Genomic DNA, 20,035 nt, shown 5'->3' with positions numbered 1-20,035 from the left:
GCCGGCTAGTTGGCCGGCGCCTTGCCGAGCAGCTCGACCGCCTTGTTGACGAAGCGCGCATCGATGACCTTCGCCAGGTCGAGCGGCTTGTCGTATTCGGTGCGACCATTCTCGCGATGGACGCGTTCGAGATCGGCCAGTCCGTCGAAGGGGATCGCCATGTTGGGATCGTAGATGCCCGGGCTGCCCGACCGGATCGCCTCGACGGTCGTCGGATTGTGCTTGAGATAGGCGTCGACATTGGCCTGGGAGAGATAGTCGGCGCCCTGCATCAGGCGAGCGGCCTCGGTCATCGCCAGGACGAAGCGCTCGGCCGCCTCGGGCCGCTCCTTGACGAACTTTCCGGAGCCGACGAAGGCGACCGTCATCAGGCCGGGCGTGATGTCCTGGACCAGCAGGACGCCGGTGCCGGCCTTCACGATCTGGTCGGAATAGGGCGAGGAGAGCAGCACCGCGTCGACCGACTTGGCCTCGATCGCCGCCGGCATGTCGGCATTGCCGACATTGAGGAGCTGGACGTCGCGGATCGTCAGCTTGGCCTGCTCCAGCGCCTTGCTGACGAAGTACTCGCCGCCGCTGCCGGGGCCGCCAGCGGCGGCGATGCGCTTGCCCTTGAGATCGGCGATCGTCTTGACCGCGCCGCTGTCGATCAGGTCCTTGCGGACGATCAGCTTGGTCGGCCCGTCCTTCATCGGGTCGAGGGCGCCCGGCGCGATCACCCGGATGTCGAGGCCGCGGTTCCAGGCGGTCCAGAGCGAGGCGACGATCGAGATGCCGCCAGCGTCGACGGTGCCCTTGTCGAGGAAGGCGATCGCCTCCGTGCCCGACTTGACGGTCTCCATCTTCACGTCAAGGCCGTATTTCTGGAACAGCCCGCGCGACTGCGCGACATAGGCCGTCGCGAACTTCATGATCGGCACATAGGCGACCTTGACCGTCTGCGGAGGGTTCAGCGGCGCCAGCACCGGGGCTTGGGCGACGGCCGGGGCGATGCCGCCGGCGAGGCAAATGAGAGAGGCGGCAGCCCAGAAGCTGCGCCAGCGCGTGAAATACCCAGTCATCGTTCCTCCCTTGATTTTGTTCGTTGTCCCGGGCGGCTTCTCGGCCGACGCCCATGTCTTTTTTCTTGGGTCTCTTTCTTGCAGTCGTCTCTTTGCAGTCGCGGCGGCGCCGCTGTTCTCGATCGTGAACCGATCCGACAGGCGGCACAACCGCCGTCAGCTCTCCGCCATCTCGCGCGCCTCGCTGAGGAAGGCACCCTGGGCCGCGAGCTTAACCCTCATCTCGGCGACGGGTACCTCGGCCAGCCTAAGTCCGCGGTCGGCGGCGATCGCGGCAGCGACGCCGGCGGCATGGCCGGTCAGCCAGCATTGCGGGATCTCGCGCATGAAAGAATGGCTGGTGGCGTCACAGGAGAGATGGCGCCCCGGCGCCAGCAACCCCTCGACCTCGCGCGGCACGATCGCGCCATAGGGCACCGAGACATTGGCGAATTTCGGCGAGAGCGAGGGCGAGACGCCGATCTCGTCGGCCGCGATCCTGCCGTCCCAGGCCTCGCGCGTCAGCTTGCCCTGACCGACCAGCCTGCGGCCGTGGCGGACGCCGAGCTGCGGGGCCGACAACATCAGGAAGGCGTTGGAGAAGCCCGGCGCGTGCGCGCGATAGAAGGCGAGATGCTCGACCATGAGCTGATGGCTCCGGATCTCGACCTCGGACAGGTCCTCGACCTTGAGCGCCGAATAGCCGGCGAGCCGTGGGCCCATGAAGACCGCGACATCGTCGCGCCAGGAGACCACCGGCTTCTCGAAGAAGCGCATCGCCTCGCGCCCGCGCGCCATGAACTGCGAGAATTGCTCGGGCGTTTCGCCGCGGAAGCGCAGGAAGGCCTGCATGTCGACCCCACCGAAGAGCCAGGCCGTGTTCATGCAGCCATGGATGTCGCGGGTGTCGACCTCGGTATCGAAGCCGGAGCCGGCCCTGGCATAGAGGTCGCCATCGCCAGTGGCGTCGATCGTGACCTTGGCCAGCACGGCGCGACGGCCCTCCTTGCTTTCGAAGGCGCAGCCGGTGACGCGGTTGCCCTCCAGCAGAGGCCGCGCGCCCCAGGCGTGGAAGATCGGATGGACGCCGGCCTCCAGCACCATGGCGAGCGATTCCGCCTTGAGCCATTCGGGGTCGAGCGTCGGCGAATGCGTCACGGTGCCGTTGAAGGCGGCGGTGCGCAGGGCCCAATGGGCGACGCGCTCGGGATCCTTCGAGCCCCATTCGGCCGGGGACGGGCCGGCGATCATGTCGCGCGTCAGGCGCGAGAGCAGCTCCTCGGCGAAGCCGCGGATGACGTGGGTGCCGTTCCAGTCGGTCATCCGGTCGATCCAGATGACGAGGCCGCCGGTGGAGAGGCCACCGAGATGGTTGTAGCGCTCGAGCAGCACGACATCGGCGCCGAGCCTTGCCGCTGCGACCGCAGCCGCCGTCCCGGCCGGGCCACCGCCGACGACGAGGACATCGCATTCGGTATGAACCGGCAGCTCCTGCGCCGGCTCGACGACGACGCGGCTGGAGGGCCGGCGCCGGTCGAGCTTCTGCGTATCGAAGGTCTCGGCCTGGAAGAACAGCCGGCCGCCCTCACCCTCCATCGATCCCATATCCGCTTCCTCTCCGGACCTTTCGGCCAAAGCGCCGCGACTGCGCGGGACCAAGGCCCCTGCTGCGTGCGGCGTCCTGATTAAGGTCGAGCCTAATGGCCGTTACACGCCCTGTTCAAATGAATTTTACCTGTCTATTGGTGAGCTGGATTGCTCAATCGAGGAAAGCCCATGGACGTGCCGGGGCTGGAGGCCTTCATCCAGATCGCCGAATGCGGCAGCTTCCGCCGCGCCGCCGATGCGATGCGCCTGTCGCAGACGGCGCTCAGCCACCGCATCAAGAAGCTGGAGCAAGATGTCGGGGTGACGCTGTTCCAGCGCACCACGCGCACGCTGACGCTGACTCGGGCCGGCCAGGACTTCTTCCCGAAGGCACGCGACGCGCTGATGCGCCTGAACCAACTCTATGAGGGGCTGAAGCTGGAGGGTCGCCAGGCGCATGAGCGCGTCAGCGTCGGCTGCCTCGGCTCGGTCGGCGAGCGCTTCCTGCCAGGCGTGCTGCGCGAGTTCCGGCAGCGCTATCCGCGGGTCAACGTCGTGGTCTACGACGAGCCGGCAGCAGCCCTGCGCGACAGGGTCGCCAATGGCGAGGTGCAGTTCGCGCTGACCATCCTCGGGGCGCAGCTCTGGGCGCAGAAATCGCGTGCGCTGTTCGACGAGGACTTCGTCGCCGCCGTGCCTGCCGGCCATCCGCTGGCGGACCGCGCCGAGCTGAACTGGGCCGACCTCGTCGGCTATCCGCTGGCGCGGGTCTCGACCACGACCAGCCACGGCTTCATCCTCAGCGAAAGCCTGAGCAAGTTCGGCGACAGGCTCGACTGGGCCTATGAGGTGCAGCGCGTCCCCATGGCCGTCCACTTCGTGGTGACCGGCATCGCGATCACCGTGCTGCCAAGGATGGCAATCCCGCCGCGCCCGGAGCTCCGCATCATCCCGATCAAGGCGCCGCTGATCAAGCGCACCATCGGCCTCATCTCCCAGAACGGCGTGCAGCTCTCGTCGCCGGCCCTGCATTTGCAGCGCATGCTGCTGCGGGCGATCGCGCAATGGCGGGCGACAATGGACAGCTGAGACCATCGGCTCAGCCGAGCGGGCCGCCGAGTGTCGCGACCTCCGCCAGCTCGTCGCGGTCGAGGAGATAGGCGAGCTCATAGCGCGTCCAGGCGGCACGGCCGAGAGCCATGCGCCGGCTGTCGAGCGCCGCGTCGAGCACTTCGGCGATGCCGCCGAGGCGCGCCCGGTCATAGCACTCGACCATCAGCGCCGCGCCGTCGGCATGGCCGGCGCCGCCCGGCACGGCGAAGGGCACCGGTGCGACGCGCGCGTCCTTGGCGAGCGCGTGGATCGCCGTCGCCCGCGTCTCGCGCAGGACGATGGCCGCGATCTCCTCCCAGCCTCCGTCGGGCGCCCCAGGATCGTCGAAGGTCGTCGCCATCAGGGCGCCGCCCGCCCCGCCGCCGCGGCTGAGCACGACGCGGTGGCCGACGCGGAAGAAGCCCTGGAAGGAAGGCCGCATGCCGCGCGACCACGTCGTCGGATTCTCGAGCAGGCGGCGATAGGGATCGCTCGCCAGCACCGCGCTCGAGTCCAGCTCGTAAAGCGTCAGGAAGGAAGGCAAGGGCCCCTCCCCGCGATGGAGGCGGCGCGCGCGCAGCATGCCGGGCACGGCGAGGCGCTCCGGCACGTGCTCGCGCGTGTGCCAGAGATCGTATTCGTCGAGCCGGTCCGGATCGAACCCGTTCCAGAGCGAGAGCAAGGCCTGGCTCTTGAGCATCGGATCAGCTCCGCAGTTCGACCCAGCCGCCGGAGCAGGCGCTGGCGGCGACGGCGTCGAGCGTGTCCATGATGTCGATCGATTCCGCCTCGCTCGCTCCGGTCCAGCGCTCCGGCCCATGCACCAGCATGTCGGCGAAGGATTCGGCCTCGCGCAGGAAGCCGTTGCCGGCCGGCACCTCGAGCGGCTCGAAGGCCGCATCGAAGGCGATGCCGCGCTTGACCTGCAGCACCGCCGGCCCGCTGCGCGGCGGGTGATTCAGGAAATTGGTCTCGATCACGCCGTCCGTGCCGGCGATCAGGGCGTGGCGGTGATAGCCGGTCTCGAAGGAGCAGGACATCTGCGCCAGCAGGCCGTTGGCGAACTCGATGGTCGCCAGCGTGGTCAGGTCGACGCCATTGGCCGCAAAATGTGCGGTGGCGTGGACGCGGGTCGGCCGCTCGCCGGCCGCGATCCGGATCAGGCTGGTGGCATAGCTGCCGGCGTCGAGAACGGCGCCGCCGCCGAGCGTCGGGCTGAGCCGGATGTTCTGCGGATCGGCGGAGGTAATGCCGAAGGCGGCGTGGATCGTCTTGAGCTTGCCGATGGCGCCGGCGGCGAGCAGCTCGCGCAGCTTCGCCGTCTGGATCTGGGCCAAATAGGGGAAGCCCTCGACGAGCGCGACGCCGTTCTTGCGCGCCGCCGCGAACATCTCGCGAGCCTGCGCCCCGCTGATGGCGAGCGGCTTCTCGCAAAGCACGGGCTTGCCGTGCTCGGCGGCGCGGACGACCCATTCGGCGTGCAGGCTGTTGGGCAGCGGGATGTAGAGCGCGTCGATCTCCTGGTCCGCCAGCAGCGCCTCATAGGAGCCGTGGAAGCGCGGCACGCCGGTCTCGCGCGCGAAGGCCTCGGCCTTGGCCGGGTCGCGGCTCGCGACCGCGGCGACCGTGACCTTGGCCGACGGGGCGACCCCGGCGATGAAGGCGCGAGCGATATTGGCGGCGCCGAGCACGCCGAAGCGCAGAGGCCGGTCTGTCATGGTGCAGAACCCTTCCGAGAGAGGAGCGGCGAGCAAAGCGCAGCCATCGCGATTGCGCCATTCATAGTGCCAGCCGGTCGGCGACGCGCTGGACGGTCGGCGGGCTGAAGTCATGAGCGCCGAGGCCGAGATGTCCGGCCATGGTCTCGAGCTGGTGCACGGTCATGCCGATGCCGTCGAAGGTGCGGCAGCCGCGCGCCGCGGCCCGCTCCAGCAGCCGCGTCGCGTGCACGACGACGTCGGCGACGACGGCGCTGGGCGAAATCCGGCCGGGATCGACCGGCAGCGGATCGTCCGGCTTCATGCCGAGCGGCGTCGCGTTGACGATGAGATCGAAGCCGTCGGGGTCGGGCGGGCCGAAGCGGGCGGGCGCTCCGGTCGCCGCGACCCGGGCGGCGACGCTGGCGGCGCGCGCGGCTTGCGAATCGTAGATCACCAGATCGGAGACCCCGGCCTCGGCGAGCGCGAAGGCGATCGCCGTCCCGACGCCGCCGGCGCCGACGAGCAAGGTGCGCTTGCCGGCGGGATCGGCGCCATTGCCACGCAGGTTGCCGACCATGCCGATGCCGTCGATGATGTCGCCGGTCAGCGAGCCATCCGCGCCGACCGCGATGAAGTTGACCGACTGGACGAGGCGGGCGCGCCCGGTCAGGAGGTCGACCTGGCCGACCGCAGCGAGCTTGTGCGGGATGGTGACGATCAGCCCGGCGAGGTTGCGCAGAGTGCGCAGACCCTTGAAGAAGCTGTCGAGCTCGGCCGGGACGACGTGAAGCGGCAGGCAGAGCAGATTCAGCCCGTGCTCGCGGAACATGGCGCTCCACAAAGCCGGGGCGCGCACCTGCTCGATCGGGTGGCCGACAATGCCGAGGAGGCGGGTCGCCCCCGTCACGATCGCGCCGTTCTGCAGCCTTGCATCCATCGCCGTGCCTCTCGGTCTCAGAGCAGGGAATCGAGGGCGAAGGCCATGTCGTAGATGGCGGCCTCGCCAGGCTGCGGCGCCAGCCCGTGCCTGGCCAGGATCTCGCCGATCTGCTGCATCACCGCCTCGAGCTCGCGCCGGCCGACGCCGTCGACCAGCACGGTCGCATCGAAGACGCCATCCCGCGTCATGCCGCGCAGCTCGGTCTCCCTGGTCTTTGCGCCCGTGCTCTCCGGCCGCGCGACGCCGACATGGACGCTGCTGACCCCGTCGAGCGCCATGATCTCGTCGACGATCGCGGGCGCGGCCGCGCGCAGCTCGGCCTCGCCAGCCTCGCCGAAGGAGATGCGGACGGTCGCCATCGCGCCGCCGACGCCCTCGCCCCGCGAGAGCACGACCTCGCAGCCGCAGCGGATGAAATTGTAGAAGGCCGGCTGGACGCGCAGCGTCCAGGGCGTCGGGTTGTTGAGACGTTCGAGATAGGCCGGCGAACCGAACACGCCGAGATCCGGCCCCTCATAGACCGTCAGATAGCGGTGGCTCGCCAGCGCCCAGTCGACGCCGCGGCGCCCGCGCTTGAAGCCGGGAATGCTGAGCCGCTCCGGCATGTGTTCGCGCGTGTGCCAGCGATGGTATTCCGGCTCGGACTCGGCCTTGATGTCGTGCCAGATCGCCATGAAGGCGTTGCCCTTGATCGGCATCGATCGTCCTCCGCAAGCTTGTCCAGGGGGCTTCCGCCACCCGCAGCCCCGATGAAATCAGCCCACTTCCTGCACCAGCCCGTCGAGAAAGCGGCGCGAGGCCTGGTAGACCAGGGCCGCCCGCTCGGCCGGCGCGAGATCGGGATACTGGCGCTGGATCGGGCATTCGGCAGCGATGACGATGTCGGCCGGCAGCGCGCGCATGACCTCGACGAGCGGCAGCTCGCCTTCGCCCGGCACCAGCCTCGCCTCGCGCGCCTCATCGGCCAGCCTGTCCGGCGGCGGCGCCAGCAGCGGCGCATCGCAGATCTGCACGACGCCGAGACGCCGCGGGTCGATGTCGCGCAGCAGCTCGACCGAGCCGCCCGAGCGGAAGAGGTGCAGCGTGTCGATCATGATCAGGGCGTTGCCCGCGCCGGCCCGCGTCACCAGCGCGTCGGCCTGGGAGAGCGTCATCAGTGCGCGGAACGGCATGAATTCGAGGTCGACCACCATCTCGTAACGAGCCGCGTGCTCACAGAGTTCGCCCAGCAGGTCGGCCACCAGCGCAAGGTCGGGGTCATTGCCGGCGGCGACGACCCGGCGGCAGCCGAGCTCGGCGCCGCCCGCCAGCATCGCCTCGTAATCGGCCGGGACCGTCGCCCTTTCCAGCGAGACCATTTCGAGCTGGGCGAGGCCGATTCCGGTGTCGCGCATGCGGGCGCGCGTCTCGCGCGAGGCGGCGCTGCCGGGCTCGAGTGGATAGGCGACGCCGCCGGGCACCGCCGCGCAGGCACGGATGGCGACCGAGCCGAAACCGGCACCGGCAGCGACGGAGATCAGCTCCGTCGGCGGCAATTCGAGAAAGCCGAGGGGTGCAAGCGCGATCGGGGGCGTGGTCATCTCATCTCCGCGGGCTCGTCGGGGCAGGACGCGCCTCGCGCCCTGCCGGAGGGGCGCCGGTCAGGGCTTGGACAGTTGCTGGCTGATCGCCTGGATGGCGCATTCGTAGCCGAAGGGACCCAGGCCCGCGATCACGCCATGGGCGGTCTTCGAGATGAACGAGGAATGGTAATAGCTCTCCCGCGCATGAGGATTGCTGATGTGGACCTCCATCTTCGGCTTGTCGAAGGCCTTGAGGGAATCGAGCAGCGCGATCGAGGTGAAGGTCAGGCCGGCCGGGTTGATGACGATGGCGGAGGCCTGCTTGCGGGCCTCGTGGACCCAGTCGATCAGCTGGCCCTCGTGATTGGACTGGAAGCAGCGCGCCTCGAGCCCGACCGCAGAGGCCGCGCGCTCGCAGCGGGCCTCGACATCGGCGAGCGTCTCATGGCCGTAGATATGCGGCTCGCGCTCGCCCAGCAGGTTGAGGTTCGGACCGTTCAGGACATAGACCGGCAGTGTCAACGAGGCCTCCCGCACAGCGCGCCTACGACGCCTATCCGTTCGCCTGATTGAACTGGTTTACATCCATCGTCAAGAGTATTCTGGAATACTATTCCACTTGATGAGCCGCGATCGCCCCGACACCGCCTCAGGGGCCCGAGCGCTTGAGGCGGAAATCGTAGTGGAGGCTGGACCAGGGCCGATCCAGCACGCGGCCGGCCGGAGCCGGACCCGCCGAATGCGCGGCGAATTCGCGGATCAGCGAGTCCTTCACGCCGAAGACGACGTCGGAATCGAGGTATTTGTCGCCGGCGATGAAAACATGGGTGACGAGCGTGTCGTGCCCCTGCGCGTGGATCATGAAGTGCACATGGGCCGGGCGATAGGGATGGCGGCCTTGCGCCTCGAGCATGTCGCCAACCGGCCCGTCATGCGGGATCGGATAGGCGGCGGGCTTGATCGTCCAGAGGTGGAAGCGCCCCTCGCCATCGGCGATCAGGCGCGCGCGCATCGAGAGCCCGCCGATCTCCTCGATCTGCTGCACGTCGTAATAGCCGTCCTCGTCGGAGTGCCAGACATCGACGGCGGCGCCGGGCAGCGGCGTGCCGTCGGCCGAGGCGACCGAACCCGAGACGAAGAGCGGCTCGCCCTTCATCCCCTCAGAGATGTCGGAGCCGAGCGGGAATTCGCTCGGGCCCTGGACATAGAAGGGGCCGAGCACAGTGGTGTCGGTCGCGCCGGCGGCGTCGCGGTGGTTGATCGCGTCGACCAGCATCGAGACGCCGAGCGTGTCGGAGAGCAGGATGAATTCCTGGCGCTTGTCGTCGCACATCTGGCCGGTGCGGGTCAGGAAGCCGATCGCCGCCTCCCATTCCGGCATGGTCGGCTCGACCTCCTTCACGAAGGCGTGGAGATGGCGCACCAGCGCCTGGCTGATCTGGCGCTGGCGGGCGTCCTTCGCCTGCGAGACACGGTCCAGCACCGCCTGGGTGATCGAGTTCTCGTCGAAGTTCCGCATGGCGTCCTCCGTAACTCTAAAGATCGGCGCGCGGCGGCTCGCCGGCATAGGCACGGCGGATCACCTCGCGCAGGGGCGCGCGCTCGATGGCGCGCGGGTTCCAATAGGGATTGGCGATGGCGAGATCGGCGGCGCGATCGACGCCCTGCGCCGGCATGCCGATCTGCTTCAGCCCGCGCTTGACCTGCAGGCGCTCGAGCAGGTCGTCGAGGCCGGACAGCGCATCCTCGCTGCCGAGTGCGGCGGCGATGCGCGCCATCGCCTGCGGCGCGGCCGGCGCGTTGTAGGCGAGCGCATGCGGCAGGACGATGGTGTGCGTCTCGGCATGCGGCAGGTCGAAGCTGCCGCCGAGCGTGTGGCAGAGCTTGTGATGCAGCGCCATGCCGACAGCACCAAGGCACATGCCGCAGAGCCAGGCGCCGTAGAGCGCGCCCGAGCGCGCCTCCGCGTCCCGCGGCTCCTCGACGATGCCGGGCAGGGCCCCGGCGAGCGCGCGGATGCCCTCCTCCGCCATCAGCGCGACGATCGGATTGCCGTCGCGGGCGTAGAGCGCCTCGGCGGCATGGGCGATGGCGTTAACGCCCGAGGCGGCGGAGATGCCCGGCGGCAGGCCGAGCGTCAGGTCGACATCGTAGATCACCGTGCCCGGCAGGACCTTCGCCGTGGTCTGCGTCTTCTTCACGCCGTCGGCGGTCTCGCCGAGGATCGGGGTCATCTCTGAGCCGGCATAGGTCGTCGGCAGCACGATCTGCGGCAACCCGGTGCGCAGCGCGATCGCCTTGCCGAGCCCCGTGGTGGAGCCGCCGCCAACGGCGACGATGCCGTCGGCCCCGAGTTCCGTCGCGACGGCGAGCGCCTGCTCCGTGACCGAAACCGGCGTGTGCATGACCGCGCCCGGGAAGAGGCCGGCGGCGGCCGTTCCGAGCAGCTTGGCGACCGCCCTGCCCTGCGCCTCCTGCTCCGGCGTCGTCAGCACGAGCAGGCGCCGGAGGCCGAGCCGCTCCGCCTCGTCCGGCAGCCGCTTCAGCGTGCCGCTGCCGAAGACGATACGGGCCGGCGAAGCCTGATAGACGAACTCGTGCATCGAGTGCGCTCCGGGCGAGAGTTGAGCGTCAGGCGGCGCGCGGCGCGAGCTCGAGCGGCTTGCCCCCGAGCCAGGCCTTGCCGCGCCGGTAGAGATCCTCGACCAGGGCGCCGGTCAAGCCCGGCATGTCGGGCTTGACCTTGAAGCCGAGGCCGGACTGCAGATAGGCGAGATGGCGATAGCCGACCGGGAAGCTCTCGAGCCGGGCCCGGTCGAGCTTGGGGAAGGCCGAGGGATCGACCGGGTCGAGCCGGTCCTTCTCGTAGATCGGCTGGCGCAGCACGACGCCCCAGCGGCCGGCGCGCTTCTCCAGGAAGTCGTAGAAGCGGCCGGTGCAGACCACGTCGCAGACGACGCCGTCGACGCTGGCGCGCTGGTTGATCGTCATCTTGGTCTGGGCGATGGCGCGCTCGCCGGCAAGGTCGATCGCCGTGCCGCCAAGGAAATGCAGGATGCTGACGCCCTTCTCGAAGCCCTCGCGGCTGACCGCGATGAACTCGTCGGCCGTGCCCTGGAACCAGGTCGCCATCATCCGCCCGTCATCGTGCCAGACGCCGCGAAAGCGCTCCCAGTCGCCGGCATCGCGCCAGACCGCCCAGTTCTCCACGAGGTCGCGGATCAGGAGACGCTCCTTCCAGTCCTCGGCCATGTCAGCTTCTCCCCTTGCAAAACCTCTTCGTTAGTTCTCATATGAAAACTTGTTCCAGATGTAAAGCCGGACTCGACCGATTCCGTGGACGAGCACCGGAATGGATGTTGAAACAGGCTGGTCGAGCGTTCACTATCGCGCAGCACTTCCACGGGCCGACCGCCGCATTCGAGTAGAACCCGCCATGCCACCGGCCGAGTTGGGATCAGTGAAGTCCGCGATGCGTGTGCTCGACCTGTTCGAGTATCTGCGCCGCTGGAACGGCGCCCAGACCCATACCCAGATCGCAGCCCAGCTCTCGATCCCGAAGAGCAGCCTGACGCAGCTTCTCAAGACCCTCGTGAGCCGCGGCTATCTCGACTACGACCCAGCCAGCAAGGGCTATTTCCTCGGCCCGGCAGTCGTGGCGCTCGGCCAGCGCAGCGCCGAGACGCGCGACCTCGTCACCGTCGCCGAAGGCGTGCTCGCCGATGCGGCCCGTGCGACCAGCGAGACCTGCGCCCTCAACGTGCTGAAGGGCGACGTCTCCGAGGTGATGGCGACCGCCAGCGGCTCGCATCGCCTGCATTACACGATGCGGATCGGCGACGTCGCGCCACTCTATGCCACCTCCGGCGGCAAGGCACTGCTGGCGCATCTGCCGGCCGAGATGCGCCGGGATTACCTCTCCCGCGTCGTCTTCGAGAAGGTGACGCCGCTCACGATCGACAATGCCGCGGCGCTGGAAGCCGAGCTCGATGAGGTGGCGCGCACCGGTGTCGCCTTCGTCGTCGAGGAGTTCACGCCGGGCATCGCCGGCATGGCGCGGCCGATCCTCAGCCGCTCCGGCTTCCCGCTGGCGGCGGTCAACATCGCGCTGCCGGTGGCGCGCTATGACGCAGCCCTGAAGCAGCGCTGCCTGAACGCTCTCGAAGGCGCCGTCGCGATGATCCGCGAGCGGGCGCATATCGGCTGAGGAGCACCGGCTCAGTCCGGCTTTCCGACCAGGAAGTCGATGATCAGCTCGCGCTGGGCGAGGAACATGCCGACCCCGGTCTGGGTCTTGCAGCCGAGCCCACGGGCGATCTCGAGCAGCGGCGAGACCTCCGGCGCGGTGATGACGTCGCCGACGAACATGTCCGCCGTCAGCCTGTCGGCCTCGACGGGCAGCGGGTCACCCTCGCGCATGCCCATCGGCGTCGCATTGGCGACGATGCCGAAGCCCGACGGATCGGTCGAGCCGATGCGAACGCGGCCCGGATGGGCGCCGGACAGCCGCGCGATCAGCGCGTCGCGCCTGCCTGAATCCATGTCGTGCACCGCAAGCTCCGTCACGCCCGAATCGAGCAATTGCAGGCCGATAGCGCTACCGGCCCCGCCGGCACCGATCAGCAAGGCAGGCTTGCCAGCGGGCTCGCAGCCGGCCTCGACCATGGCGCGCACGAAGCCGAGACCGTCGAGCATGTCGCCATGCCAGGCCCTGCCCGGGCCGCGGCGGATGACATTGGCCGAGGTCAGCAGCCGGGCGCGGTCGGATAGCGTCTTGCAATGGCGCTGGGCGGCGAATTTGTGCGGGATGGTGGCGATGATGCCGTCGACATTGCAGACCGGCCCGAGCGCGTCGATGAAGGCGCCGACATTCTCGGGCAGCACATGGATCGGAATCAGCGCCGCGTTGAGTCCGCGCGCGACAAAACCCTTCGTCACGGGACCCGGCGCCTTCACTTGCGCGATCGGGTGGCCGATCAGCACGAAGACGCGGGTCTCGCCGCTGAGCATATCGAGCATAGCCTTCTCCATCCTGTCGTGTAGCGGGTCGAAACCGCCTGAGAACTGTATCCTGCAGATTGCTCTCGTATATGAACTTGTTTATTGTTGTAAATCGTCACGCCACCGGCGACTAGGCACGATTCCGACGCCGGCCGCCTTCTGCCATCGCTTCGGGACTTCGACCGTGCTCTCACTCGCGCATCTCACCTTCATGCATGCCGGCCCGCTGGAGCTGATCGCGCTCGCCAAAGCCGGCGGCTTCGACGCCGTCGGCATCCGACTCGTCGATCCGGCTCCGCAGGCGGAGTTCTTTCCTCTCGTGCGCGATGCCGCCCTGCGTCGACAGGTGAAGGCGGAACTGGCAGCGACCGGGCTCGCGCTGATGGATATCGAAGCGGTCTGGCTCTGGCCGGAGACCAAAGCGGAGAGGCTCAGGCCGGTGCTGGAAGCCGGCGCCGAACTCGGCGCCCGCAACCTGCTGATCGCCGGCAACGACACGGAGCGTGAGCGCATGACCGAGCGCCTCGTCGAGCTCTGCGGCATGGCGCGCGAATACGGGATGGGCGTCGGCTTCGAATTCATCCCCTACACCGCGCTGAAATCGCTGCCCTATTCATACGAGATCCTGAAGGCGGCCGGGCAACCCAATGCCGGCCTGCTGATCGACGCGCTGCACCTCAGCCGCTCGGGCGGCTCGCCGGCCGATATCGCCGCGATCGACCCCGCGCTGATCGCCTATGGCCATCTCTGCGACGCGCCGGCGGCCTCGCCCGGGTTGGAGGAGATCCGCACCGAGGCACGCTCGGCCAGGCTCTATCCCGGCGATGGCGGCCTGCCGCTGAAGGAGTTCCTGCGCGCCCTCCCCCCGGGCAAGGCGATCGCGATGGAAGCGCCGAGCACCGCCTATGGCGACGACGACATGGAGAAGGCGCGGCGCGCCGGTGCAGCCTGCCGGAAGCTGCTCGCCGAGAGCGGCCGGGTCTGAGGACCGGAGACCAGTCAGTCCGGCAGCAGCCGCGAAATGGCCTGCAGCGCACATTCGTAGCCGAAGGGTCCGAGACCTGCGATCACCGCCGTCGCCGTCTGTGAGATGCGGGAATTGTGGTAGTAGGGCTCGCGCTTGTGGATGTTGGCGAGGTGGACCTCGATCTTCGGCTTCTCGAAGGCCTTCAGCGCATCGAGCAACCCGACCGAGGTGAAGCTGTAGCCTGCGGGGTTGATGACGATGCCGTCGCCGGCCTTGCGAGCCTCGTGCACCCATTCGATCAACTTGCCTTCGTGGTTGGTCTGCCGGCAGCGGACCTCGAGGCCGAGCGCGGCTGCCGTGCGCCCGCAGCGCCGCTCGACGTCGGCGAGCGTCTCATAGCCGTAGATATGCGGCTCGCGTTCGCCCAGCAGGTTGAGGTTCGGCCCGTTCAGGACATAGATCGGCAAGGGCAAGGCGGCTCTCCGCGCTAGGCTCTTGCCATGAGGCGCGCGCTGCGGGCGCGGGCGAAGCGGGCGGCATGCTCGGCGGCGCTCGCGACCTTCTCCTTCAGCGAGAGCGTGGCTTCCGCCGCCACCGGCGTCTCGATCACCAGCTGCGGCCCGGCCGGCAGGACGTCGAGGATGGCGTCGAGCGCGATGACGCCCTCGCCCGGATGCAGCCTTCCGCCGCGCGCCTCGACCGGGAGCCCTTCCAGCGGCGGCTCCGCCTGGCCGGCGTCACAGAGCTGGATATAGGCGATGCGGGAGGCGGGGACGGCGGCCGCCTGCGCCGGCGTGCCATGGGTGCGGTGGAAGTGCAGCACGTCGAAGATCAGGCCGGCATTGGCGCGGCCGGCCGCCTCGATCAGAGCGAGCGCCGCCGCCATGTCGGGCACGTCGCGATAGCGCATGAACTCGACGCCGACATGCAGCCCGAAGGCTGCGGCCTCGTCGCAGAGTCCGCCGAAAAGGTCGAGACGCTGCTGCTCCGACAGGAAGCTGTCATTGCCGATCAGCTCGGTGCCGATGCAGGAGATATGGGTCGCGCCCAGCTCGGCGCCGGTCCCCAGCGCCCGGCGGAAACTGGAGGCCTCGACGCCCGGTCGCAGCACGAAGGCCTCGACATCGAAGACCCTGACGCCCGTCGCGGCGGAAGCGGCCTTGATCGCGCGGACGACCTCCGGCCTGCCGATCACCTCATGGCTCAGCGGCTTGGCCATGGCGGTGCGCAGCACGAGCCCGGCAGCGCCGAAACCATTTTCGCCGGCGGCTTCGATCAGCGCGACCGGGTCTCCGCCGCCGACAGTGAGATTGGCGATCGAGAGACTGCCCGGGTTCAGGTCGGTTATCATCGTGGGGCGCTTTCATTGAAAATGGAGCGATGAAAGCGCACCGTCGCGACGGATACCGGATCCGCCGCGACGATGCGCGTCTTGTCAGCGGATGTTGAAGCCGGTGCTGGCCGACCACCATTTCAAGATCGCATCGCGGTCCTTCAGTGCCTGGGCCAGGTCGAGCTTGAGCTGCTTGACCTCCTCCAGCGACGGCAGGCCGGCCGGCGAGGCGAGATCCTTGCGCACCGGATAGGCGCTGACGTTCAGCAGTTCGGTCTGGGCCTGCTTGCCGAGCGCGTATTCGACGAAGAGCTTCGCCGCGTTGGGATGCGGCGCGACCTTGCTGATCGCCACCGCATTGAACTGCGCAACCGCGCCGGAATCGGGAATCTTGACCTCGACCGGCACGCCTTGGCGGATGAGCCCGGCCGTGGCGTTGGAGTTGGTGAAGAAGTCGATCGGGCGCTCGCCGGTCTGCAGCTTGGTCGTCATCACGCCCATCGAAGCGACCAGCTCGGTATCGATCTTGCGAAGGCCCTTCAGGATATCGCCGCCCTTTTCCGGACCGAAATGCTGGTAGATGCCGGCGATCGAGGCGAAGGTTGCCGAGGACGAGGCCGGATTGGTGGTCGCCACGAGCCCTTTCCAGGCTGCCGGCGGGTCGATGTAGTCCGTCCAGTCCTTCGGGGTCGGGTTCTTGCCGAGCTGGTCCTTGTGCCAGGCGAACAGGCAGAGCTGGCCGTTGCCGCGGAAGTAATTGCCTTTGGCCGGCACGGCCGAGGGCAGCAGGCTCGCCTTCTCGCTGAATTCGATCGGGGCCAGCGAACCGCCCTCGTCGGCGGTAATGATCGTGTCCTCGGCCTGCCAGAACACGTCCATGACCGGCCGTCCGGCCTGGTTCTCGGCGATGAAGCGGTTGAGGATCTGCCAGGCGTCGCCGGTCGCGGTCGTCACCTTGATCTTGGGATAGACGGCGTTGAAGCCCTTGACCATGATCTGCACGGTGAAGAGGTCGCCATAGATGACGAGTTGCCCCTCCTTCTCGGCTGCGGCGACGAGCGCGGGATCGGCGGCGGCGACGGCCGGCGAGGCCCCGCCCGCAAGGGCGAGAGCGGTGGCGGTGAGGCCGATGCCGGCAAGCACTCCGCGTCGATTCACGTTATAGGCCATGTCGTTTCCTCCTCTTTTTCTGGTTGGTGGTGTTTGCGGCCTCGTCGCTAGGATCGGCCTTCGGCCGGAGCGGCGGGCTGGTCGCGGCGGTGGTATCTGAGCCCGGCAACCTCGCCATAGGTCAGCGCGTAGCTCAGCCCGTAATGGCCCGCTGCCTTGAGCGCCGCTGCAACGCCGGAGGCGCCGACCAGGCCGGCGATCTCGTCGAGGCTGCGGGCGAGCGCGAAGCGCGAATAGCTTTCGATGACCACGACGCCGAGATGCTCCTGGCCCGGCGGACAGGTCGGTGGAACGCCACCCGCACGCACCGGCACGTTCCAGTCGACGGCGCCGATATGGGCGGCGGTGACGGCGGCGAGCCGGGTCAGCCGGTCAGCGAGCTCGGCTGCGGCGTCGGCGGCGCCCGCCGTCAGGGTGACCAGAAATGTCGCCACGGCACCGCCCGTCCCCGCCCCGGCGCTGGCGAGCACCCTGCAATGATGCGCGATGCGGTCGCGGTAATGTTCGCGCATGGCCTTGAAGAGCGCGGTCTCGTGGACCTGGTGGGACGCCGCGCCCGGCGCGACCAGCCGGTCGAGGCTCGCCATGGCGTAGAAGGCGAAGAAGGGCGGCAGAGCGCCCTGGCCCTCGCCATGACGCCGGGCCCAGAGGATGCCCTCCTCGCCGAGATAGCTCAGATGCTCGCCGAGATGGTCGCGCGCGTGCATCAGCGCAAAGCGCTCGGCGAATTCCGGCGCGATGCCGTTCCACATCGCGAAGAAGCCGCTGCCCGGTTTCAGCATGGTGCCTTCTCTCTTGCGCGGCGGCCGCTCATGCCGCGTTCTCGCGGATGAGGTGCATGTGCTGCGGCGCAACGGTGAGGCTCAGCTCCTCGCCGGCGGCGAAGGTGCGGAAACCCGGCGTGACCACGATCTGGCGACCGAGCGGCGACGCGAGCTGGAGCTCGCGGCGGTCGCCGACGAAGGTGGTGTCCTCGACGCGGCAGGGCAGGCCCGGCGCGCCTGCGGGAGCGATCTGCCAGGCTTCGGGGCGGATCATCGCCAAGGCAGGACCCGGCGTCTCGGCGCCGGAGACCTCGCCCCGCGCGATGGCAAGTCCTTCGCTCCCGGCGAGGATCTCTGCACCGCCGGGGCCCGGCTTCACCGTCACGGGAAAGAGATTGGCCTTGCCGAGGAATTCCGCGACATAGCGGACCCTGGGGCGGAAATAGAGCTCCTCGGGCGCGCCGCGCTGGACCACCTTGCCCTTGTCGAACAGGATGATCTCGTCGCCGAGCGACATCGCCTCCTCCTGATCATGGGTGACGAACAGGATGGTCGCGCCGATGCGCCGCTGCAGATGGCGGATTTCCTGGCGCATCTCGACACGCAGCTTCGCGTCCAGATTGGACAGCGGCTCGTCCATCAGGATCAGACGCGGGTCGGCCACGAGGCAGCGCGCGATCGAGACGCGCTGCTGCTGGCCGCCGGAGAGCTGTGTGGCGCCGCGCTCGATCTGCTGGCTGAGCCCGACCGTCGCGAGCGTGCCGCGCGTCCGTCTGTCGATATCGGCGGCAGCCACCTTCTTGGCGCGCAGCGGCAGGGCCACGTTCTCGAACACGGTCATATGCGGCCAGATCGCATAGGACTGGAAAACCATGCCGAGTTCGCGCTGCTCCGGCGGCAGGTCGATGCCCCGGGCCGAGGCATAGACGGCATGGTCGTCGATGGTGATCTCACCCGCCGTCGGCTGCTCGAGCCCGGCGATGCAGCGCAGCGTCGTGGTCTTGCCGCAGCCGGAGGCGCCGAGCAGCACGGTGATCGCGCCGGGGCGGAACTCGATCGACAGGTCGTCGATCGCCCGGACGCTGCCGAAATGCTTGCTCAGGCCAGTGATGACGACGCTCATAGGGCTATCGGGACCTCATATGACGGTGACGTCGCGCCGGCGCGTGATCGAGCCGACGGCGACCATGACGCCGACGCCCATCAGCAACTGCAGCAGCGAGAGCGAGGCGACCTGCGAGAACTGGCCGATCGACCAGGTGTCGAAGGAGAGGATCGAGAGCGTGCGCGTCTCGGCCGTGTAGAGCGGCAGGACGATCGAGAGCTCCGAGACGAAGATGCTGTAGACCATCACCCAGCTCGAGACGATGCTCGGCAGGACGAGCGGCAGGGTGATCCGGCGCAGCGTCGCGCCCCAGCCGAGCCCGCAGATGCGCGCGCTCTCCTCCAGCTCGGGATGGACCTGGATCAGGCTGCTCGAGATCGAGCGCACCGAATAGCTGGAATAGCGGCCGATCAGCGCGATGATGATGATCCAGACCGTGCCGTAGACGCCCCACGGGATCCAGAGCCAGAAGAAGAACACGCCGAGCGCGAAGGCGAGGCTCGGCACCGACATCGGCAGCAGCACCACGTCCTCGATCAATTGCCTGCCGGCGAGGCGCGAGCGCGTCGTTACCCAGGCAATGAGGATGCCGAGCGCGGTCGTCGCGGTGGCGGCGACGATCGTGATGAAGAGGCTGTTGAACAAGGTGGTGCGCACATCGACCGTCTCCCAGAGAAAGCGGATGTGGTTCCAGGTGAAGGTGCCGGACCAGGCATAGGTCGAGAGCGCGGCGGCGGCGATGAGCGCGACCGGCGCGAAGACCGTCAAGACGAGATAGAGCCAGACGCCGGTGGCGACGAGATGCCGGCTCGGGCCGAGCCTGACCAGACGGGTCTGGAAGCCCTTGCCGGTCAGCGTGACGAAGGAGCGGCCGCGGAGCATGCGGCGCTGGATCGCGTTCGCGAGGACCGAGAGCAGCATGAGATAGATCGCGAGCACGGCGACGATACCGGCATCGGGCGGGAATTGCTGGAGTTCGAGGTAGATGCGCGAGGTCACGAGATAGATCTCGCGCGCCATGCCGAGCAGGACGGGGGTGCCGAACAGGCCGATGCCGACGACGAAGGCGAGGACGGCGCCCGACAGGATCGCCGGGGCGACGACCGGCAAGGTGATCACGCGCATGGTGCGCAGGCGGCTCAGCCCGGCGACCTGCCCCGCCTCCTCCAGGCTCGGATCCATGTTCCGCAGCGCACCGGCGACGATCATCATCACATAAGGCGCGATATAGATGCCCATCACCCAGATGATGCCGACGTAGGTGTAGATGTTGAATGGCTGGCCGAGACCGAGCCAGCTGAACGGCGCGTTGAGCAGGCCGATGCGCGGCGCGCCGATCAGGATCCAGGCGAAGGCGCCGATGAAGGGCGGAATGAAGATCGGCATCGAGGCCGCCTTCTCGAGGAACTGCCGGTGCGGCACGTTGGTACGCACCAGGCACCAGGCGAGCAGGGTGCCGATGAGGGTTGCGAGCAGCATCGAGCCGATCGAGATCACGAGCGTGTTGCCCATGGCGACCCAGTAGCTCAGATCGCCGAGGACCTTGTAGAACGAGGCAAGGCTCGCCGAGGTCTGGCCGCCCTCGACCGCGACGAAGCCCCGCAGGATCAGAGCCAGCAGCGGCAGCACGACCAGCACCGCCAGCACAGCGAAAAGCAGCGCAAGCCAGCCTAAGCGGACGAGATGCCGCGCGGACCGGGGCGCCCGTGCGGCCGGCGGCGCAAGCGAGGGGGCGGTCGTCGAAGCCACGTCTTCTCCCATGTTCCGCCGCAAG

Annotated in this window: 21 protein-coding genes; 3 read left to right on the top strand and 18 right to left on the bottom strand. The window is 68.5% G+C overall.

What is annotated here, in order from left to right; genetic code table 11:
• Positions 1–5: 5 nt before the first annotated feature.
• Positions 6–1,061 carry an ABC transporter substrate-binding protein gene (locus ACTIF2_RS16535; RefSeq protein WP_439498186.1) on the bottom strand — a complete coding sequence of 352 codons (1,056 nt, stop codon included), beginning with the start codon at positions 1,059–1,061 and terminating at the stop codon, positions 6–8.
• A 156-nt stretch (positions 1,062–1,217) separates the two neighbouring features.
• Positions 1,218–2,645: an FAD-dependent oxidoreductase gene (locus ACTIF2_RS16530; RefSeq protein ID WP_439498185.1), complete on the bottom strand. Its 1,428-nt coding sequence runs from the start codon at positions 2,643–2,645 to the stop codon at positions 1,218–1,220.
• 171 nt (positions 2,646–2,816) lie between these two features.
• Here ACTIF2_RS16530 and ACTIF2_RS16525 point away from each other — a divergent pair, with 171 nt between their 5' ends.
• A complete protein-coding gene (locus ACTIF2_RS16525; protein ID WP_439498184.1) occupies positions 2,817–3,716 on the top strand; it encodes a LysR family transcriptional regulator in 900 nt (299 codons plus the stop codon).
• A 10-nt stretch (positions 3,717–3,726) separates the two neighbouring features.
• Here the strand turns inward: ACTIF2_RS16525 and ACTIF2_RS16520 are convergent, their stop codons facing one another.
• The 9 genes from ACTIF2_RS16520 to ACTIF2_RS16480 all read right to left on the bottom strand — a co-directional run bounded on the left by ACTIF2_RS16520 (position 3,727) and on the right by ACTIF2_RS16480 (position 11,173).
• The gene (locus tag ACTIF2_RS16520) at positions 3,727–4,419 is read right to left on the bottom strand and encodes a hypothetical protein (RefSeq protein WP_439498183.1); all 693 of its coding nucleotides are present in this window, start codon (positions 4,417–4,419) and stop codon (positions 3,727–3,729) included.
• A 4-nt stretch (positions 4,420–4,423) separates the two neighbouring features.
• Positions 4,424–5,437 carry a Gfo/Idh/MocA family protein gene (locus tag ACTIF2_RS16515; protein WP_439498182.1) on the bottom strand — a complete coding sequence of 338 codons (1,014 nt, stop codon included), beginning with the start codon at positions 5,435–5,437 and terminating at the stop codon, positions 4,424–4,426.
• A 61-nt stretch (positions 5,438–5,498) separates the two neighbouring features.
• Positions 5,499–6,356: a shikimate dehydrogenase family protein gene (locus tag ACTIF2_RS16510; protein WP_439498181.1), complete on the bottom strand. Its 858-nt coding sequence runs from the start codon at positions 6,354–6,356 to the stop codon at positions 5,499–5,501.
• A 17-nt stretch (positions 6,357–6,373) separates the two neighbouring features.
• Entirely contained in the window at positions 6,374–7,057 is a 684-nt protein-coding gene (locus ACTIF2_RS16505; protein WP_439498180.1) for a hypothetical protein, read from the bottom strand.
• Between the two features lie 57 nt (positions 7,058–7,114).
• Entirely contained in the window at positions 7,115–7,939 is an 825-nt protein-coding gene (locus ACTIF2_RS16500) for a sugar phosphate isomerase/epimerase family protein (RefSeq protein ID WP_439498179.1), read from the bottom strand.
• Positions 7,940–7,999: 60 nt separating this feature from the next.
• Positions 8,000–8,443, bottom strand: coding sequence for a type II 3-dehydroquinate dehydratase (gene aroQ / locus ACTIF2_RS16495; protein WP_439498178.1), 444 nt, complete (start codon positions 8,441–8,443; stop codon positions 8,000–8,002).
• Positions 8,444–8,570: 127 nt separating this feature from the next.
• A complete protein-coding gene (locus ACTIF2_RS16490; protein WP_439498177.1) occupies positions 8,571–9,440 on the bottom strand; it encodes an intradiol ring-cleavage dioxygenase in 870 nt (289 codons plus the stop codon).
• Positions 9,441–9,456: 16 nt separating this feature from the next.
• Positions 9,457–10,524 (bottom strand): maleylacetate reductase, encoded by a 1,068-nt coding sequence (locus ACTIF2_RS16485; protein ID WP_439498176.1) that lies wholly within the window; start codon positions 10,522–10,524, stop codon positions 9,457–9,459.
• Between the two features lie 28 nt (positions 10,525–10,552).
• Positions 10,553–11,173, bottom strand: a complete 621-nt coding sequence (locus tag ACTIF2_RS16480; protein ID WP_439498175.1) for a nuclear transport factor 2 family protein — start codon at positions 11,171–11,173, stop codon at positions 10,553–10,555.
• 220 nt (positions 11,174–11,393) lie between these two features.
• On the opposite strand from ACTIF2_RS16480, the gene ACTIF2_RS16475 reads away from it, so the two are divergent.
• Positions 11,394–12,128: an IclR family transcriptional regulator gene (locus ACTIF2_RS16475; protein ID WP_439498174.1), complete on the top strand. Its 735-nt coding sequence runs from the start codon at positions 11,394–11,396 to the stop codon at positions 12,126–12,128.
• A gap of 11 nt (positions 12,129–12,139) precedes the next feature.
• On the opposite strand, the gene ACTIF2_RS16470 is transcribed toward ACTIF2_RS16475, so the two are convergent.
• Positions 12,140–12,940 (bottom strand): shikimate dehydrogenase family protein, encoded by an 801-nt coding sequence (locus tag ACTIF2_RS16470; RefSeq protein WP_439498173.1) that lies wholly within the window; start codon positions 12,938–12,940, stop codon positions 12,140–12,142.
• A gap of 166 nt (positions 12,941–13,106) precedes the next feature.
• Between ACTIF2_RS16470 and ACTIF2_RS16465 the strand changes: the two genes are divergently transcribed.
• Positions 13,107–13,907, top strand: a complete 801-nt coding sequence (locus ACTIF2_RS16465; protein ID WP_439498172.1) for a sugar phosphate isomerase/epimerase family protein — start codon at positions 13,107–13,109, stop codon at positions 13,905–13,907.
• Between the two features lie 14 nt (positions 13,908–13,921).
• Here the strand turns inward: ACTIF2_RS16465 and ACTIF2_RS16460 are convergent, their stop codons facing one another.
• The 6 genes from ACTIF2_RS16460 to ACTIF2_RS16435 form a co-directional block, all read right to left on the bottom strand.
• Entirely contained in the window at positions 13,922–14,362 is a 441-nt protein-coding gene (locus ACTIF2_RS16460) for a type II 3-dehydroquinate dehydratase (protein WP_439498171.1), read from the bottom strand.
• A gap of 14 nt (positions 14,363–14,376) precedes the next feature.
• Entirely contained in the window at positions 14,377–15,240 is an 864-nt protein-coding gene (locus ACTIF2_RS16455) for a sugar phosphate isomerase/epimerase family protein (RefSeq protein WP_439498170.1), read from the bottom strand.
• A gap of 84 nt (positions 15,241–15,324) precedes the next feature.
• The gene (locus ACTIF2_RS16450; RefSeq protein WP_439498169.1) at positions 15,325–16,392 is read right to left on the bottom strand and encodes an ABC transporter substrate-binding protein; all 1,068 of its coding nucleotides are present in this window, start codon (positions 16,390–16,392) and stop codon (positions 15,325–15,327) included.
• 47 nt (positions 16,393–16,439) lie between these two features.
• Positions 16,440–17,174, bottom strand: coding sequence for a hypothetical protein (locus ACTIF2_RS16445; protein WP_439498168.1), 735 nt, complete (start codon positions 17,172–17,174; stop codon positions 16,440–16,442).
• A 28-nt stretch (positions 17,175–17,202) separates the two neighbouring features.
• Positions 17,203–18,279: an ABC transporter ATP-binding protein gene (locus ACTIF2_RS16440; RefSeq protein WP_439498167.1), complete on the bottom strand. Its 1,077-nt coding sequence runs from the start codon at positions 18,277–18,279 to the stop codon at positions 17,203–17,205.
• A 15-nt stretch (positions 18,280–18,294) separates the two neighbouring features.
• Positions 18,295–20,010 carry an ABC transporter permease gene (locus ACTIF2_RS16435; protein ID WP_439498166.1) on the bottom strand — a complete coding sequence of 572 codons (1,716 nt, stop codon included), beginning with the start codon at positions 20,008–20,010 and terminating at the stop codon, positions 18,295–18,297.
• Positions 20,011–20,035: the final 25 nt, after the last annotated feature.

The sequence above is a fragment of the Allobosea sp. genome (genome assembly GCF_051860145.1).
Lineage (GTDB): Bacteria > Pseudomonadota > Alphaproteobacteria > Rhizobiales > Beijerinckiaceae > Allobosea.
The sequence above is the reverse complement of the archived record's forward strand: the minus strand, read 5'-3'. Positions and strand labels throughout refer to the sequence as shown.